The sequence below is a fragment of the Herminiimonas arsenitoxidans genome (assembly GCF_900130075.1).
GTDB lineage: Bacteria > Pseudomonadota > Gammaproteobacteria > Burkholderiales > Burkholderiaceae_D > Oxalicibacterium > Oxalicibacterium arsenitoxidans.
This window is the reverse complement of sequence record NZ_LT671418.1, coordinates 1161249-1176936: the sequence shown is the minus strand read 5'-3', so window position 1 is coordinate 1176936 and position 15688 is coordinate 1161249. Positions and strand designations below refer to the sequence as shown.

Annotated in this window: 19 protein-coding genes; 12 read left to right on the top strand and 7 right to left on the bottom strand. The window is 50.9% G+C overall.

The genetic code is table 11. The features are described 5' to 3' along the window. Positions 1 to 81 precede the first annotated feature (81 nt). Positions 82 to 483: a winged helix-turn-helix transcriptional regulator gene (locus BQ6873_RS05515; RefSeq protein WP_231949286.1), complete on the top strand. Its 402-nt coding sequence runs from the start codon at positions 82 to 84 to the stop codon at positions 481 to 483. A gap of 81 nt (positions 484 to 564) precedes the next feature. Here the strand turns inward: BQ6873_RS05515 and BQ6873_RS05510 are convergent, their stop codons facing one another. Beyond that, the gene (locus BQ6873_RS05510; RefSeq protein ID WP_076591754.1) at positions 565 to 1359 is read right to left on the bottom strand and encodes an inositol monophosphatase family protein; all 795 of its coding nucleotides are present in this window, start codon (positions 1357 to 1359) and stop codon (positions 565 to 567) included. 131 nt (positions 1360 to 1490) lie between these two features. On the opposite strand from BQ6873_RS05510, the gene BQ6873_RS05505 reads away from it, so the two are divergent. Further along, positions 1491 to 2255: an RNA methyltransferase gene (locus tag BQ6873_RS05505; RefSeq protein WP_076591753.1), complete on the top strand. Its 765-nt coding sequence runs from the start codon at positions 1491 to 1493 to the stop codon at positions 2253 to 2255. 28 nt (positions 2256 to 2283) lie between these two features. Here BQ6873_RS05505 and lexA read toward each other — a convergent pair whose 3' ends face one another. Continuing rightward, positions 2284 to 2946, bottom strand: a complete 663-nt coding sequence (gene lexA / locus BQ6873_RS05500) for a transcriptional repressor LexA (protein ID WP_076591752.1) — start codon at positions 2944 to 2946, stop codon at positions 2284 to 2286. 273 nt (positions 2947 to 3219) lie between these two features. Here lexA and rpsF point away from each other — a divergent pair, with 273 nt between their 5' ends. The 6 genes from rpsF (at position 3220) to BQ6873_RS05470 (ending at position 6907) form a co-directional block, all read left to right on the top strand. Further along, positions 3220 to 3588, top strand: coding sequence for a 30S ribosomal protein S6 (rpsF, locus tag BQ6873_RS05495; protein WP_076591751.1), 369 nt, complete (start codon positions 3220 to 3222; stop codon positions 3586 to 3588). A 24-nt stretch (positions 3589 to 3612) separates the two neighbouring features. Next, a complete protein-coding gene (gene priB / locus BQ6873_RS05490; RefSeq protein WP_076591750.1) occupies positions 3613 to 3906 on the top strand; it encodes a primosomal replication protein N in 294 nt (97 codons plus the stop codon). A gap of 15 nt (positions 3907 to 3921) precedes the next feature. Further along, a complete protein-coding gene (rpsR, locus tag BQ6873_RS05485) occupies positions 3922 to 4206 on the top strand; it encodes a 30S ribosomal protein S18 (RefSeq protein ID WP_076591749.1) in 285 nt (94 codons plus the stop codon). A gap of 25 nt (positions 4207 to 4231) precedes the next feature. Continuing rightward, complete coding sequence (gene rplI, locus BQ6873_RS05480; RefSeq protein WP_076591748.1) at positions 4232 to 4684, top strand: 50S ribosomal protein L9; 453 nt, start codon at positions 4232 to 4234, stop codon at positions 4682 to 4684. A 110-nt stretch (positions 4685 to 4794) separates the two neighbouring features. Further along, positions 4795 to 6180: a replicative DNA helicase gene (locus tag BQ6873_RS05475; RefSeq protein ID WP_076591747.1), complete on the top strand. Its 1386-nt coding sequence runs from the start codon at positions 4795 to 4797 to the stop codon at positions 6178 to 6180. A 100-nt stretch (positions 6181 to 6280) separates the two neighbouring features. After that, complete coding sequence (locus tag BQ6873_RS05470; protein ID WP_076591746.1) at positions 6281 to 6907, top strand: DUF47 domain-containing protein; 627 nt, start codon at positions 6281 to 6283, stop codon at positions 6905 to 6907. Between the two features lie 32 nt (positions 6908 to 6939). Here BQ6873_RS05470 and BQ6873_RS18220 read toward each other — a convergent pair whose 3' ends face one another. After that, positions 6940 to 7119 carry a hypothetical protein gene (locus tag BQ6873_RS18220; RefSeq protein WP_231949460.1) on the bottom strand — a complete coding sequence of 60 codons (180 nt, stop codon included), beginning with the start codon at positions 7117 to 7119 and terminating at the stop codon, positions 6940 to 6942. On the opposite strand from BQ6873_RS18220, the gene BQ6873_RS05465 reads away from it, so the two are divergent. Next, positions 7036 to 8043 (top strand): inorganic phosphate transporter, encoded by a 1008-nt coding sequence (locus BQ6873_RS05465; RefSeq protein ID WP_076591745.1) that lies wholly within the window; start codon positions 7036 to 7038, stop codon positions 8041 to 8043. The two genes, BQ6873_RS18220 and BQ6873_RS05465, sit on opposite strands and share 84 nt — an antisense overlap. A gap of 74 nt (positions 8044 to 8117) precedes the next feature. On the opposite strand, the gene BQ6873_RS05460 is transcribed toward BQ6873_RS05465, so the two are convergent. The 4 genes from BQ6873_RS05460 to BQ6873_RS17995 all read right to left on the bottom strand — a co-directional run bounded on the left by BQ6873_RS05460 (position 8118) and on the right by BQ6873_RS17995 (position 11354). Further along, complete coding sequence (locus BQ6873_RS05460) at positions 8118 to 9779, bottom strand: PhoH family protein (protein ID WP_173830583.1); 1662 nt, start codon at positions 9777 to 9779, stop codon at positions 8118 to 8120. Between the two features lie 214 nt (positions 9780 to 9993). After that, a complete protein-coding gene (locus tag BQ6873_RS05455; RefSeq protein WP_173830582.1) occupies positions 9994 to 10488 on the bottom strand; it encodes a peroxiredoxin in 495 nt (164 codons plus the stop codon). Positions 10489 to 10759: 271 nt separating this feature from the next. Then, positions 10760 to 11134, bottom strand: a complete 375-nt coding sequence (locus tag BQ6873_RS05450) for an Mth938-like domain-containing protein (RefSeq protein ID WP_076591744.1) — start codon at positions 11132 to 11134, stop codon at positions 10760 to 10762. Continuing rightward, the gene (locus BQ6873_RS17995; protein WP_157889126.1) at positions 11121 to 11354 is read right to left on the bottom strand and encodes a hypothetical protein; all 234 of its coding nucleotides are present in this window, start codon (positions 11352 to 11354) and stop codon (positions 11121 to 11123) included. Before BQ6873_RS17995 ends, BQ6873_RS05450 begins: the two co-directional genes overlap by 14 nt. A 42-nt stretch (positions 11355 to 11396) precedes the next feature. Between BQ6873_RS17995 and BQ6873_RS05445 the strand changes: the two genes are divergently transcribed. From BQ6873_RS05445 to thrC, 3 genes are all read left to right on the top strand, one after another. Next, positions 11397 to 12620, top strand: a complete 1224-nt coding sequence (locus BQ6873_RS05445) for a pyridoxal phosphate-dependent aminotransferase (protein ID WP_076591743.1) — start codon at positions 11397 to 11399, stop codon at positions 12618 to 12620. A 78-nt stretch (positions 12621 to 12698) separates the two neighbouring features. Then, positions 12699 to 14009 carry a homoserine dehydrogenase gene (locus BQ6873_RS05440; protein WP_076591742.1) on the top strand — a complete coding sequence of 437 codons (1311 nt, stop codon included), beginning with the start codon at positions 12699 to 12701 and terminating at the stop codon, positions 14007 to 14009. A 213-nt stretch (positions 14010 to 14222) separates the two neighbouring features. Next, positions 14223 to 15683 (top strand): threonine synthase, encoded by a 1461-nt coding sequence (gene thrC, locus BQ6873_RS05435; RefSeq protein WP_076591741.1) that lies wholly within the window; start codon positions 14223 to 14225, stop codon positions 15681 to 15683. Positions 15684 to 15688: the final 5 nt, after the last annotated feature.

The following is a 15688-nucleotide window of genomic DNA, read 5'->3' as shown; positions in this document are numbered from 1 at the left end:
AGATGTTTAGAATATGCAGACACCTTCTCGGCAACAAGTACGCACTTTTTGGTAACCATGGAATCGACAAAAAAAATTGACATGGAAGCAGTACGATCCGACGTTTTCAGTGCGGCATGCCCGTCCAGAAAAGTACTGGAACTGATTGCGAGTAAATGGGTATTGCTGATTTTTCCAGCGCTGGATGGTGGGCCTATGCGCAATAGCGAATTGCTGCGCAGAATAGAAGGCATTTCGCAGAAAGTGCTGACGCAAACCTTGAAAGAGTTGGAGCGTAATGGCTTGGTGACGCGATGCGATCTGGAAACCAGTTCACCACATGTTGAATATGAACTCAGCCCTTTGGGCAAGTCCTTAAGCACAACCTTGGTGGCATTGGATAGATGGACGAATCAGCATTATCCTGAGCTGATGCAGGCAAGGGAAGATTTTGATGCCGAGGATGAGAACATCACCGGACGCATCGTGCACAAATTGAGGTGAGATGCGTTGAAATGATTTGTTTGTCTTGCTGAGTACTTTCGACGAACTTCCAGCTTGGTCTGCTGGAAGTTCGTCATCACATTATCGTGCAAATTCCGACAGCAGGTTCACTTGTTGCGAGAACACTTTTGGATTCCCGGCCATTACATCGCCTTTGTACAAATAATCTGCTTCACCTTTGAATGTGCCGACGATGCCGCCAGCTTCGGTAACCAGCAAGGCACCTGCGGCGATATCCCACGGTTGCAAACCTTTTTCGAAGAAGCCATCGAGGCGACCGCAAGCAACATAAGCCAGATCGAGAGCGGCAGAGCCTGGACGGCGCAGACCGGCGCAGCTTTGCGTCATGATCTTGAACATTTTCATGTATTCATCAAGATTGTCGGTAGTGCGATAAGGGAAGCCGGTGCCGATCAATGCGTCAGCAATCTTGTCACGCTTGGTAACGCGGATACGCTTTTCGTTCAGATATGCGCCTGCACCTTTGGTGGCGGTGAACAAGTCATTGCGGGTTGGGTCATAGACCACTGCTTGCGTGATTTGGCCGCGCTGTTGCAGGGCGATAGAAACGCAGTACTGTGGAAAGCCGTGTATGAAGTTGGTGGTACCGTCGAGTGGATCGATGATCCAGACGTTGTCGTTTTCGTCGTGCAGATTGGCTGAGGCGCCGGATTCTTCCGCCAGGATGGCGTGATCTGGGTAAGCGGTTTTCAGAACCTCTATGATCGCTTGCTCGGCAGCTTGATCGACTTCAGTCACAAAGTCGTTTGGATTTTTTTCCGTGACTTTGACGCGGTCGAGATCGAAGGATGCACGATTGATGATGGCAGCGCCGCGGCGAGCAGCCTTGATCGCCGTATTAAGCATGGGATGCATAGAGTTTCCGTTAAAATGGCGGTCCCATCGCCTGAGGGCGAGTGGATCCACCTAAATTGAAATTAATGAGCGATGCGGTATAGAGTTGCCATTTCTGACATGATTCCTACCGCGCAATGCCGCTATTTTAAATGAACCAGCCACAAACTGACACGCCTCTTTTCAATCGCCTGCGTTTTGTACTGGTGGAAACCAGTCGCCCCGGCAATATCGGAGCGGCGGCGCGCGCTATCAAAAACATGGGTTTTTCAGAGTTGGTACTGGTCAATCCGCGCTTTCCTGATGCTGCTATGCAGGAGGAAGCAGTGGCTTTTGCCAGTGGCGCACAGGATATCTTGACCTCGGCGCGCATAGTCGGCTCGATTGAAGAAGCGTTGACAGATTGCAACTATGCGGCGGCAGTGACGGCACGCCTGCGTGAATTTTCACCGCCTATCATTTCGCCACGTGTGTTGGCGACACGCTTGGTTGAAGAGACTTCTTTGCGTGCTGCAGTGGTTTTTGGCAATGAGCGCTTCGGCTTACCGAACGAGATTGTTGAAAAGTGTAATGTCTTGATTACTATTCCAGCGAATCCGGATTATTCATCGTTGAATCTGGCGCAAGCCGTGCAGGTCTTGGCTTACGAGGCGCGCATGGCGACGGTGGGAGATGCGCGTGCAGCGACGGATATCGGTTTTCAGGGCGAGGCTGCGAGCATGACGCAGATCGACGGTATGTACGCGCATCTGGAGCAGGCGCTGGTAGCGATCGATTTTCTGGATGCGAATAATCCGAAGAAGTTGATGCCGCGCCTGAAGCGTTTGTTTGCCCGTACACAATTGGAAACGGAAGAAGTGAATATCCTGCGCGGGATTGCGAAGCAGATTTTAGCGAAGCAAAAAAATACCGGATAAATCCGGTATTTTTTCTTCAGTTCTGGTGTTAGTTCCAGCTACGCATCAAACCTACAGCCAAACCTTCCAGCGCAAATTCATCGCGCGACAGATCGACACGTATCGGTTCGAAATCCGGGTTTTCCGGCAGTAACTCGATCAAGGAGCCGGACTTCTTGTAGCGTTTGACGGTGACATCATCACCCAAGCGCGCAACCACGATCTGGCCATTTTTCGCAGCATCGATTTTTTTCACCGCCAATAAGTCGCCATCCAGAATTCCCGCATCGCGCATCGACATGCCGCGTACTTTCAACAGGAAGTCAGGTTTAGCCGAAAACAGCGCGGGATCAACGTCGTAGGTCGCTTCGATATGCTCTTGCGCCAGAATCGGTGAGCCGGCGGCTACACGTCCGACCAGCGGCAGACTCAATTGCATCAAAGCTGGATGTGGCAAGGCCATTTGTCGGCCGGGGAAACGTTCCGCGCCATTGCTACCCATATCGCGTAAGCGTATGCCGCGTGAGGTGCCGGGCGAAATTTCAATCGCGCCTTTGCGTGCCAGTGCTTGTAAATGTTCCTCTGCGGCATTGGCAGAGCGAAAGCCGAGTTCTGTTGCAATTTCTGCACGTGTCGGCGGGAAACCGGTATTTTCGATCGCGTCGCGTATCAAATTCAGAATTTGCTCTTGGCGTGCTGTCAGTTTGATCATTGCGTAGCCTGGCTTGAAATGGCGCGTGAGAAGGCACGTTGCCGTGGACTGTTCATATAAACAGTCTGTATTTTTATACAGTGCATGCCTAAATGCAAGCTGATTTGCTCAAATATGGGTGAAATGACTGCACATTCGGTACGGAAGGTTGCGATAAATGCTTGAAAGCGTTGAGTTTTCTAGCTCGTACGCGTATGATTGCTGGTTTTCCTCTTCCCACACTCGTCTTGACGCCGAGGTGGGCAATCTTCAATCCGTCCAAAAGGAGCTTACATGCGTCATTATGAAATCGTATTTATCGTCCATCCGGATCAAAGCGAGCAAGTGCCTGCAATGATCGAACGCTACAAAGGCATCGTCACCGCACGCGGTGGTGTTGTTCATCGCGTGGAAGACTGGGGCCGCCGTCAAATGGCGTACCTGATCCAAAAACTGGCTAAAGCCCACTACGTCTGCCTGAACATCGAATGTGACGGCGAAACACTGGCTGAAATCGAAACCGGCTTCAAATTCAACGATGCCGTTCTGCGTCATCTGACAGTGAAAATGAAGAAGGCTGAAACAGCGCCATCGCCAATGATGAAGGCTGTGCAGAAGGAAGATGCTGCCAAGAGCCATCGCGCCGAGGCACCTGCTGCCTAATTATTGCAACGACGTATCAGGAGAGTGAATCAACTTCAGTTTGTAGCCACCATCGCCGAGCGTGAAATTTTGCGCTACACCCCGGCAGGTGTCCCGATTGTGTCAGCAGTTTTACTGCACAGTTCGCAACAGATAGAAGCAGGTGTTCCACGATTGGTCGAGTTTGAAGTTGCCGCGATTGCCGCGGGAGAAATTTCAGGCAGATTCAATCAAGCCGAATTAGGCGGGACATTTCAGTTCACTGGTTTTCTGGCACGTAAGAGCCGTAACAGCAAAAGCCTTGTTTTCCATCTCACAGATTTCGAGACCCACATTTAGATACAGGAGCCCAAAATGGCATTCGGTAAAAAATTCGACAAAAGCAAACTCAAAGAAAAACGCAAACAACAAAACCCTTTGTTCAAGCGTAAAAAATTCTGCCGCTTCACAGCTGCACACGTAGAACAAGTTGACTACAAAGACGTGGACACACTGAAAGATTTCGTTCAAGAAAACGGCAAAATCATGCCAGCACGCTTGACCGGCACCAAAGCAATCTATCAACGTCAAGTCGATACAGCAATCAAACGCGCACGTTTCCTCGCGTTGTTGCCGTACACCGATCTGCACCACGCGTAATAACGACTTGAAATAGGAGAAAAACATGCAAGTCATTCTGTTAGAAAAAGTCGTTAATCTCGGCAACCTCGGTGAAGTCGTTAAAGTAAAAGACGGCTACGCACGTAACTTCCTGATCCCACAACGCAAAGCTCGTCGTGCTACGACTGCTGCTGTTGCTGAATTCGAAGTCAAGCGCGCAGAGCTGGAAAAAATCGCTGCAGAAAAATTGGCAGCTTCGCAAGCACAAGGCGAAAAATTGAGCGGTCAATCCGTTCAAATCACGCAAAAATCGGGTGTTGACGGCCGTTTGTTCGGTTCCGTTACCAATGCTGATATCGCTGAAGCGTTGACCAAGCAAGGTTTCGCAGTTGAAAAAGCACAAGTTCGCTTGCCAACAGGCCCGTTGAAAGTCGCTGGCGATCACGTTGTTGCAGTTGCATTGCACACAGACGTAGTCGTTGAAGTGACGATCACCGTAGTCGGCGATCACGCTTAAGTTGTATTAAAGTACCTCAGGCACTCGTTGCCTAGAAAAAGCCGGGTTTTCCCGGCTTTTTTATTGCCCATTTTCTTAAGCCGCCGCTCGCAACAGGTATAATTCGCGCCATGAACACCCGTGCCGATCCGCAATTAGAGTCCCTTCGCGTCCCCCCGCATTCGATAGAAGCTGAGCAATCCGTCCTCGGCGGCTTGTTGCTGGATAACGCAGCGTGGGATCGTATTGCCGATTTCGTCAATCAGGAAGATTTCTATCGCTACGATCACCGGATCATTTTTCAGCACATCGTCAAGCTGATCAATAACTCCAGACCGGCTGACGTGATCACCGTATTCGAGGCCTTGACCAATAGCGGCAAGGCAGAAGAAGTCGGTGGCGTGACTTATCTGAACGCACTGGCGCAGAATACGCCGTCCGCCGCCAATATCCGTCGTTATGCCGAGATCGTGCGTGACCGCGGTGTGTTGCGCAAACTGATTACTGTTTCGGATGAGATATCCGGTAATGCATTCAATCCGCAAGGCAAGGAAGTCAAGCAGATGCTGGATGAAGCCGAATCCAAGATCTTTGCGATTGCGGAAGAGGGCGCGCGTGGCGCACAAGGTTTCCAGGAAATCCAGCCTTTGCTGACGCAAGTCGTCGAACGTATCGACGAGCTGTATAACCGCGACAGCACCAGTGATATCACTGGTGTGCCAACCGGCTTTGCCGATCTGGATCGTATGACATCGGGCTTGCAGCCAGGCGATTTGATCATTGTGGCTGGTCGTCCTTCGATGGGTAAAACCGCGTTCTCGATCAACATCGGTGAAACGGTAGCGATCGAAAGTGGTTTGCCGGTTGCGGTCTTCTCGATGGAGATGGGCGGCACACAGTTGGCAATGCGTATGCTGGGTTCGGTTGGTCGTCTGGATCAACATCGCTTACGTACAGGTCGTCTGGCCGATGAAGATTGGCCACGTCTGACGCATGCGATTCAAAAGATGAACGATGCACAGTTGTACATCGATGAAACACCAGCGCTGAATTCGATTGAGTTGCGTGCACGTTCGCGTCGTCTGTCGCGTCAATGCGGCAAGCTGGGTCTGATCATCATCGATTACTTGCAACTGATGTCGGCCAATACTTCAGGCGAAAACCGTGCGACGGAAATTTCCGAAATCTCGCGTAGCTTGAAAGGTTTGGCCAAGGAATTGAATTGCCCGGTGATTGCGCTCTCGCAGTTGAACCGTTCGCTGGAGCAACGTCCGAACAAACGTCCCGTCATGTCCGATCTGCGTGAATCCGGCGCTATCGAGCAGGATGCCGACGTGATTTTGTTTATTTATCGCGATGAAGTGTATAACCCTGATTCGCCAGATAAAGGTACCGCGGAAATTATTATCGGTAAGCAGCGTAACGGCCCAATCGGCAGCGTACGCCTGACCTTCCTCGGTCAATACACCAAATTTGAGAACTACACCGGCTCGGCCGCCCTGTATCAAGGGGATTGATGTAGTGATTGTTTGCGTATTTTAGAGTTCTCTTCAAAGGCCACTGGTCTTTGTAGCTAATCACAGTATTTCAACATTTTCATATTCAAAGAGAGTAATTATGTTTGGACGACTTCTACCGAAAGAAGGCAAGTTTTTCGATCTCTTCAACGAGCATGCCGAGTTTTGCGTCAAAGGCGCGAAGGAAATGGTTGCCTTGATGACCAATTTCGACGACCTGGAAATTCGTGTACATGCGATCGAAGGTATCGAGAAGCAGGCAGACAAGGTCACGCATGCGACGCTGGATGCTTTGCATAAAACCTTTATTACACCGCTCGATCGTGATGACATCCATCAACTGATCACGCGCATGGACGATATCCTCGATTTGCTCGAAGATGCGGCGCAAACAATCTCTCTGTACGACATTAAAGCGATTACACCTGAAGCCAAGCGTTTGGCTGAGTTGTGCCTGGCTTGTACCGAAAAGGTCAAAGCTGCAGTCGCTCTGTTGCACAACATGGACAATTCGCGCGAGATTCTGGCTATTTGCCAGGAAATCGATCGTCTGGAATCGGATGCCGATCACGTGATGCGTGCTGCGATGTCCAAGCTGTTCCGCGAAGAACCGGATGTACGCAATCTGATCAAGCTCAAGGCGATTTACGAATTGCTGGAAACTGTCACGGATCGTTGTGAAGACGTCGCCAATATCATCGAAGGCATCATCGTCGAGAACGCTTGATTCATTGAGCGTAACGTTGGTGTGCCTTGCCGTTATTTTTTGATGACGTGCAAGGCTGTCTTGTAAGTTTCGCGGTTGCTGATGTAGTTGTCGGTGACATACGCAGATTGAACAAAGAATAAATATCCATGCAAACTCTCCACATGAGCCTTTATGTCCTGGCCTTTTTGATCATATTGGCTTTGATATTCGATTTCATGAATGGCTTTCATGACGCGGCAAACGCAATTGCGACGGTGGTATCAACCGGCGTATTGAAACCGCAAACCGCCGTGATGATGGCGGCGTTTTTCAACTTTATCGCAATCGGTGTTTTCCACCTCAAAGTGGCGATGACGATAGGTACGGGTACGATTGATCCTATTGTGATTGATCACTACGTCGTATTCGGCGCATTGGTTGGTGCGATAGTCTGGAACGTGGTGACCTGGTATTTCGGCTTGCCGTCGTCTTCGTCGCATGCATTGATCGGTGGTTTGGTTGGCGCAGCAGTGGCCAAGGCTGGTACCGACGCATTGATTTCTTCCGGCTTGATTAAAATCATCGCCTTTATCGTGTTGTCACCTTTGCTCGGTTTCCTGTTCGGTTCCTTGATGATGGTGTTGGTATCGTGGTTGTTCGTCAGATCGACGCCGCGCAATGTAGATCGTTGGTTTAGACGGCTGCAACTGTTTTCTGCCGCAATGTACAGTTTGGGGCACGGCGGTAACGATGCACAGAAGACCATGGGGATCATCTGGATGTTGCTGATTGCTGCAGGTGTATCGACCGCAGCCGATCCGCTGCCATGGTGGGTCATCATCAGCTGCTACACCGCGATCAGTCTGGGTACTTTGTTCGGTGGCTGGCGTATCGTCAAAACGATGGGACAGAAAATCACCAAGCTGAAGCCTGTCGGCGGTTTCTGTGCTGAAACCGGTGGTGCGATCACCTTGTTCCTGGCAACTGCCTTGGGTGTGCCAGTATCGACCACGCATACCATTACCGGTGCGATTGTCGGCGTTGGCGCATCACGCAAGATGTCTGCTGTGCGTTGGGGTGTTGCCGGCAATATCGTTTGGGCGTGGATATTCACCATTCCTGCTGCAGCGTTTATGGCGGCAATTGCATGGTGGGTTGGGACGATGATTTTGTGATGCAGTAATGCATCCGCAATAAAAAAAGCCTGCTGAATTCAGCAGGCTTTTTTGTTTCTGGCGAACCAGAGTTGTTACAACACTTCGCTCGCGTGATCTGCCAGACGTGAGCGTTCGCCGCGTGCCAGCGTGACGTGACCGCTGTGTCCCCAACCTTTGAAGCGGTCAACCACATAAGTCAAACCGCTGGAGCCTTCGGTCAGGTAAGGCGTATCGATCTGCGCGATGTTACCGAGGCAGATGATCTTGGTGCCCGGACCTGCACGGGTGACCAAGGTTTTCATTTGCTTAGGCGTCAAGTTTTGCGCTTCATCGATGATCAGGAACTTGTTGACGAAGGTACGGCCACGCATGAAGTTGAGCGACTTGATCTTGATGCGTGAACGAATCAGGTCTTGCGTTGCGGCACGACCCCATTCACCGGCATCGCTGTCGGACTTGTTCAACACTTCAAGGTTATCGTCGAATGCGCCCATCCACGGCGACATCTTCTCTTCTTCTGTACCAGGCAGGAATCCAATGTCTTCGCCGACTGGAACGGTTACGCGCGTAACGATGATTTCGCTATAGAGCTTGGTTTCCAGTACCTGCGCCAGGCCAGCAGCAAGTGCCAGCAAGGTTTTACCAGTACCGGCTTGACCGAGCAGTGTGACGAAATCACATTCCGGATCCATCAACAGATTCAGTGCGAAGTTCTGCTCGCGATTGCGTGCAGTGACACCCCATACGCTGTTTTTGTTGTGAGCATAATCACGCAGCGTTTGGAGGACGGCGGTCTTGCCGTTGATTTGTCTTACCTGGCCGTAGAACGACGCTTCGCCATTTTGCGGTTCCATGTAGACGAACTGATTGACCAGCATCGACGGTACGACCGGGCCGCTCAAGCGGTAGAAGGTATAGCCGGTGCCGTGCTTGTTTTCTTGCCACGACTCCATGCCTTTCGCATGCTTGACCCAGAAGTCATCAGGCAACTGCATGATGCCGGAGTAGAGCAGATCAGTATCTTCCAATACGTGATCGTTGAAATACTCTTCCGCCGGCAAGCCCATGGCGCGTGCCTTGATGCGCATATTGATGTCTTTCGACACCAGTACGATGGAACGGCCCGGATATTGTGCTTCCAGTGCGCGCACCACGCCAAGGATCTGGTTGTCGGCTTTGCCCATAGGCAGGCCTTCAGGCAGCGTGACGTTTTGCAGCTTGGTCTGGAAGAACAGGCGGCCTTTGGCATCCTTGTTGCCGAGCTTCGACAATGGAATACCGTCATCAATGGCATTTTCTTCAATGCCGCTGACCAGCGCATCCAGCGAACGCGAAACCTGACGTGCGCTACGGGCAACTTCGGACATACCTTTCTTGTGGTCGTCCAGTTCTTCCAATGTCATCATCGGCAGATAAACATCGTGCTCCTCAAAGCGGAACAGCGAAGTCGGATCGTGCATCAAGACATTGGTGTCGAGTACGAATAATTTGGTCGGGCCTGACTTGTCCACTGGGCGGCGTGCACCAGACTTGGGTGCCAGCGCAACGGTTTGTGCAGAGGACGAGCGTGGTTTCTCGGATGGCGTCTTGTCGGCGATTTTCGCGCGGACGATGGCTGGCGCCGGCTCGGGGGTCTTGCGTGCTACCGGTTCAATCAGTGTCAACGATTTGACAATCTTGTCCTTATCAGCCTTGGGATAGTCTTGCGGTGACAGCAACGCGGCAGGCTTGGTCGGTAGTTTGGGCAGTGGCATCAGGACCTCGATCTAGAAAGTTTGAGAACATTTACAACAGGTACTAACGGTAGTGCAGACACGAAAAATCGGGGTTGGAAAGCCGAGAAAAAAGTGGATGAGAGACAAGCATGCAAATTAAAAAGTAAAAAAGCCGTTTGGGAAGGCGCATGGCCTAATCCGCAAACGGCTTTCTTCGAGAAAAATTCTTTTGAATTCAATGGGTTCTGCAAACCTAAGCAAGAGCCTTCACAAACTCCAGTACTTCATCGATGTGTCCAGGCACTTTCACTCCACGCCATTCTTTCACCAATTTACCTGACTCGTCAATAATAAAAGTTGAGCGTTCTACGCCGCGTACTTTCTTGCCATACATATTTTTCATCTTCATGACATTGAACATGGTGCACAGCGTTTCGTCAGGGTCAGAAATCAGTTCGAACGGCAAGGCCAGTTTTGCCTTGAAGCCTTCATGCGAGCGGATGCTGTCGCGGCTGATACCGAAGACTTCTGTGTTGGCTTGCTGAAACTGTGGATGCAAGTCACGGAATTGAATCCCTTCAGTGGTGCAGCCTGGCGTATTGTCCTTGGGATAAAAGTACAGAACGACTTTTTTACCTTTGTAATCAGCAAGTTGAAACGTTTGATCGCCGGTCATCGCAGCGGAAAAATCCGGAACGATTTTGTTGAGTGCAGAAGGGCGTTCTTCCACGGGGATATCTTGATCCATTTATCTCACTTTCTCTGCCGATAGTGTCGCGCTGCAGGCGCAGCGGTGTGATCTACGATCGATTCGTTACCAATTCAGCGTGCGCATGTGCAATGCGGCCGAACGTACAGATGGGGACGAGTTTTTATCCTTCAAGCAATAAATGGAAAACTTGTATTTTTATTTCCACCGTCTTGCTGCATAGCGCTCATTGTTGATTGAGCACTATTGAAAAGACAATAATTTTTAGTGTTGGTTCAGCAACACGATGGAAAGTGCTGGCAGATAAGCGTTACGCTTCAAATATCAATGCCAGAGCAACTTTGCGACCCTCTGCCATCAAGATATTGTAGGTGCGGCATGCAGCTTGGTTATCCATACACTCAACGCCGATGCGGCGTGCTGTCAGCGATGCCGTCAAGCGCGGATGGACGAAGCGTTGGCGTGCGCCAGTACCGAGAATGACAACATCCGGAGCAATGGCGTTGATCTGTTCAAAATTCTCGGCCGTCAATGTATCGAAGGAGGCGACAGGCCATGCTGCAGGCGCAATTTCCGGTAGAACAACCAGGCTGTAGTCGAATGGGATTAAATTGATTTCAATGCCATTTTCATCATAGGCAGTAACAGTCTGGTATTGCTGGGTGGCGGTGTTATGAAGCTTCATGATGGTCGTGATCGGAGTGCGGGCGCGGATTTCCGATAAATGGAAGATAAAGAGCGCTTATTGTAACGTTTTCAGCTTTAAACCAGCCTTTATCGATTGATAAAATCGATCGCTTTCGGCAAAATGGATCTCTTTCGCGGTGCAACAATGCCACCGTCATTTGCGCTTGCCCTTCGATCACCGAAGTTTGGTCGATGCTTTCAAGGACATGCGTTCCCATTAGAACCTCAACAAGTTCTGAAAATCACAAGGAACAGTAGCTGTGCGACCGATTCAAAAATCGAAAAAACTGGATGATGTTTGCTACGATATTCGCGGCCCTGTGCTGGAAAAAGCGCGGCAAATGGAAGAAGACGGTCACAAGATCATCAAGCTGAACATAGGCAACCTTGCCGTCTTTGGTTTTGATGCGCCAGATGAAATCGTGCAGGACATGATACGCAATATGTCGAATGCATCGGGTTACACCGATTCAAAAGGCATGTTCGCGCCGCGCAAGGCGATCATGCATTACACGCAGCAAAAGAACATCACGGGCGTCACAATAGACGACATTTATCTCGGCAACGGCGCATCGGAATTGATCGTCATGAGCATGAACGCGCTGCTCAATACCGGCGATGAAGTATTGGTGCCATCACCTGATTATCCTTTATGGACGGCGGCGGTCAGTCTGTCCGGCGGCACGCCTGTGCATTATGTGTGCGATGAGCAGGCAGGCTGGTTCCCTGATATCGAAGATATCAAGAAAAAAATCAATTCGAATACCAAGGCAATTGTTGTCATCAATCCAAACAATCCTACCGGCGCTTTGTATCCGGTTGAGTTGCTGCAGCAGATCGTGGAACTCGCACGCCAGCATCAACTGATTGTTTTTGCCGACGAGATTTACGACAAGGTTTTGTACGATGGCGAGGTACATACTTCGCTCGCTTCATTGGCGGACGATTTGTTGTTCATCACGTTCAACGGTTTGTCGAAAAATTATCGTTCCTGCGGCTATCGTGCCGGCTGGATGGTGGTCTCGGGCGAGAAGCGTCATGCCAAGGATTACATCGAAGGTTTGAACATGCTGGCATCGATGCGTTTGTGCGCAAACGCACCGGGGCAGTATGCAATTCAAACCGCGTTGGGCGGTTACCAAAGCATCAACGATTTGGTCGGTCCTGGCGGACGCTTGCTGAAACAGCGCGATCTGGCGCACAAGCTGTTGACCGAGATTCCTGGTGTGACTTGCGTCAAGCCAAAATCGGCGCTGTACATGTTCCCTAAACTTGATCCTAAGATGTATCCGATCAAGGATGATCAGGATTTTGCCTATCAGTTACTGGCAGAAGAAAGCGTGCTGATTGTCCAAGGTACGGGCTTCAATTGCCCGACGACAGATCATTTCAGGGTAGTATTCTTGCCAAATTCTGACGATCTGACGCTTGCGATCGGACGTATTGCACACTTCCTCGAAGGTTATCGCAAGCGGCTGGGTTGATCCCGCTTCTATTTTCGTCACCGCGTTCGCCAGCATGGGAACGTTGTCTTTTATGTGACCTTATTTAATACAAAGATTATGAAATCCATCAAAGTTGGCTTGTTAGGAATCGGCACCGTCGGTGCGGGTACATTCAATGTTCTGAAGCGTAACCAGGAAGAAATTTCCCGCCGCGCTGGTCATGAAATTGAAATCGTGATGGTGGCTGATCTGGATGTTGCACGCGCCAAAGAGCTGGTCGGCGATCAGTGTGCAGTGGTGAACGATGGCAATTTGGTTGTTGCTAATCCAGAGATCGATATTGTTGTCGAGCTGATAGGCGGCTACGGCATTGCCAAAGACTTGGTGCTGAAAGCGATTGCCAACGGCAAGCACGTGGTGACAGCGAACAAGGCTTTACTGGCAATCCACGGTGATGAGATTTTCAAGGCAGCACAAGACAAGGGCGTGATGGTCGCGTATGAAGCGGCAGTGGCTGGCGGCATTCCTATCATCAAGGCATTGCGCGAAGGCCTGACTGCCAACCGCATCGAATGGATCGCCGGCATCATCAATGGCACCACCAACTTCATCTTGTCCGAAATGCGTGACAAGGGCCTGGATTTCGATACCGTTTTGAAAGAAGCACAACGCCTGGGTTACGCCGAGGCTGATCCAACCTTTGATATTGAAGGTGTGGACGCAGCGCACAAGGCGACACTGATGGCAGCGATTGCCTTCGGTATCCCGGTACAGTTCGACAAGGCGCACGTGGAAGGCATCACCAAGCTGGAAGCTGTCGATATTCGTTACGCAGAACAACTCGGTTATCGCATCAAATTGCTGGGTATTGCCAAGCGCACGCCGCAAGGCATCGAGTTGCGCGTACATCCGACGCTGATCCCGTCCAAGCGTCTGATCGCGAATGTAGAAGGCGCGATGAATGCCGTGCTGGTACAGGGTGACGCCGTGGGCGCAACCTTGTATTACGGTAAAGGTGCAGGCGCGGAGCCAACCGCATCGGCCGTGATTGCCGATCTGGTTGATATCGCACGTTTGGCTGATGCTGATCCGGCACATCGTGTACCGCATTTGGCGTTCCAGCCGAACTCGATGGCGGACACGCCCATCTTGCCGATTTCGGAAGTGACGACCAGCTACTACCTGCGTATGCCAGTGGCAGATGAAGTGGGCGTATTGGCCAAAGTAACAAGTATTCTGGCGGAATCGACCATTTCGATCGATGCGATGTTGCAGAAAGAGCCTGCTCTGGGCGAGACGCAGACCGATATCATCATGCTGACGCATCAGACCCAAGAGAAAAACGTTGAGGCAGCGATCAAGAAGATCGAAGCATTGTCGACGGTGCTGGGCAAAGTGACCAAGATCCGCCTCGAACATTTGAGCTAAATCTTGCTGTCACGAGCGGTGAGGCCGGTTTTGCCCGTGCTTCACCGTTTTGGCTGATTTTCATGAAATAAGCCTTCACTATCCTCCCGCCGCGGTTTTGTTCGGCTCAGTCTGCCAGCGAAGCTATAATACGGCTCTATATGTAACGCGTCGCTGTGCCTGAATCATCCTGTTTCCTGAACAAGTCGGCCACCAACTAATTCAATTATTCCTATGCAATACATTTCCACCCGCGGCTTGGCGCCGGCACAATCTTTTTCTGAAATTTTGCTCGGCGGTTTGGCACCTGATGGTGGCTTGTATCTGCCTGAGAGCTATCCGCAAGTGAGCGACGCGGAACTCGATGCATGGCGTACGCTGTCGTATGCTGATCTGGCATTCGAAGTATTGAAGAAATTCGCCACCGATATCCCTGAAGCGGATTTGCATGCACTGGTGCACAAGACTTACACCGCCGATGTTTATCGCAATGTACGCCGCGGAGAAGAAGCTGCGCGTATCACGCCCTTGCGTTTGGTCGAGGAAAAAGATGGCACCAAGTTGATGCTGCAAGCGCTGTCGAATGGCCCAACGCTGGCATTTAAAGATATGGCTATGCAATTACTCGGCAATCTGTTCGAGTACACGCTGGCCAAGCAACACGCTGAACTGAATATTTTCGGCGCGACCTCCGGTGATACTGGTAGCGCTGCGGAATACGCAATGCGCGGCAAGAAGGGCATACGTGTCTTCATGCTGTCGCCGCACAAGAAAATGAGTGCCTTCCAGACTGCGCAAATGTTCAGTCTGCAAGATCCGAATATTTTCAATATCGCAGTAGAAGGCGTGTTCGACGATTGCCAGGATATGGTCAAGGCTGTGTCCAATGATCACGCCTTCAAGCAGCAGCAAAAAATCGGTACCGTGAATTCGATCAACTGGGCGCGTGTCGTGGCGCAAGTGATTTACTACTTCCGTGGTTACCTGAGCGCGACCACCAGCAATGAACAGAAAGTATCGTTCACCGTCCCATCCGGCAATTTCGGCAATATCTGCGCCGGTCATATCGCGCGCATGATGGGCTTGCCTATCGACAAACTGGTCGCAGCTACCAATGAAAACGACGTGCTGGATGAGTTCTTCCGCACAGGTGTGTATCGCGTGCGTAAATCGGCGGAGACTTATCACACCACCAGTCCGAGTATGGATATCAGCAAGGCATCCAACTTCGAACGTTTCGTCTACGATTTGCTGAATCGCGATGGCGACCGTGTACGCGCCTTGTTCCAGAAGGTGGAAACACACGGTGGCTTTGATCTGTCCGGCAAACCGGGCAGTGACGGCGATGAGTTCAAGAACATTGCAAAGTTCGGTTTTGTGTCCGGCAAATCGACGCATGCAGACCGCGTGGCGACGATACGCGACTTGCAAGCCAAGTACGACCTGATGATAGATACGCACACAGCGGATGGCGTCAAAGTCGCGCGCGAGCATTTGACTCCAGGTGTGACTATGATCGTGCTGGAAACTGCATTGCCAGCCAAGTTCAACGAAACCATACGCGAAGCGCTGGGACGTGATGCTGATCGTCCAGCCGGTTTTGAAAATATCGAAGACTTGCCGCAACGCTTTGAAGTGATGACGGCTGATGTAGAAAAAATGAAAGCCTTCATCGCAAAGCATACCGGCTTGTAATAACA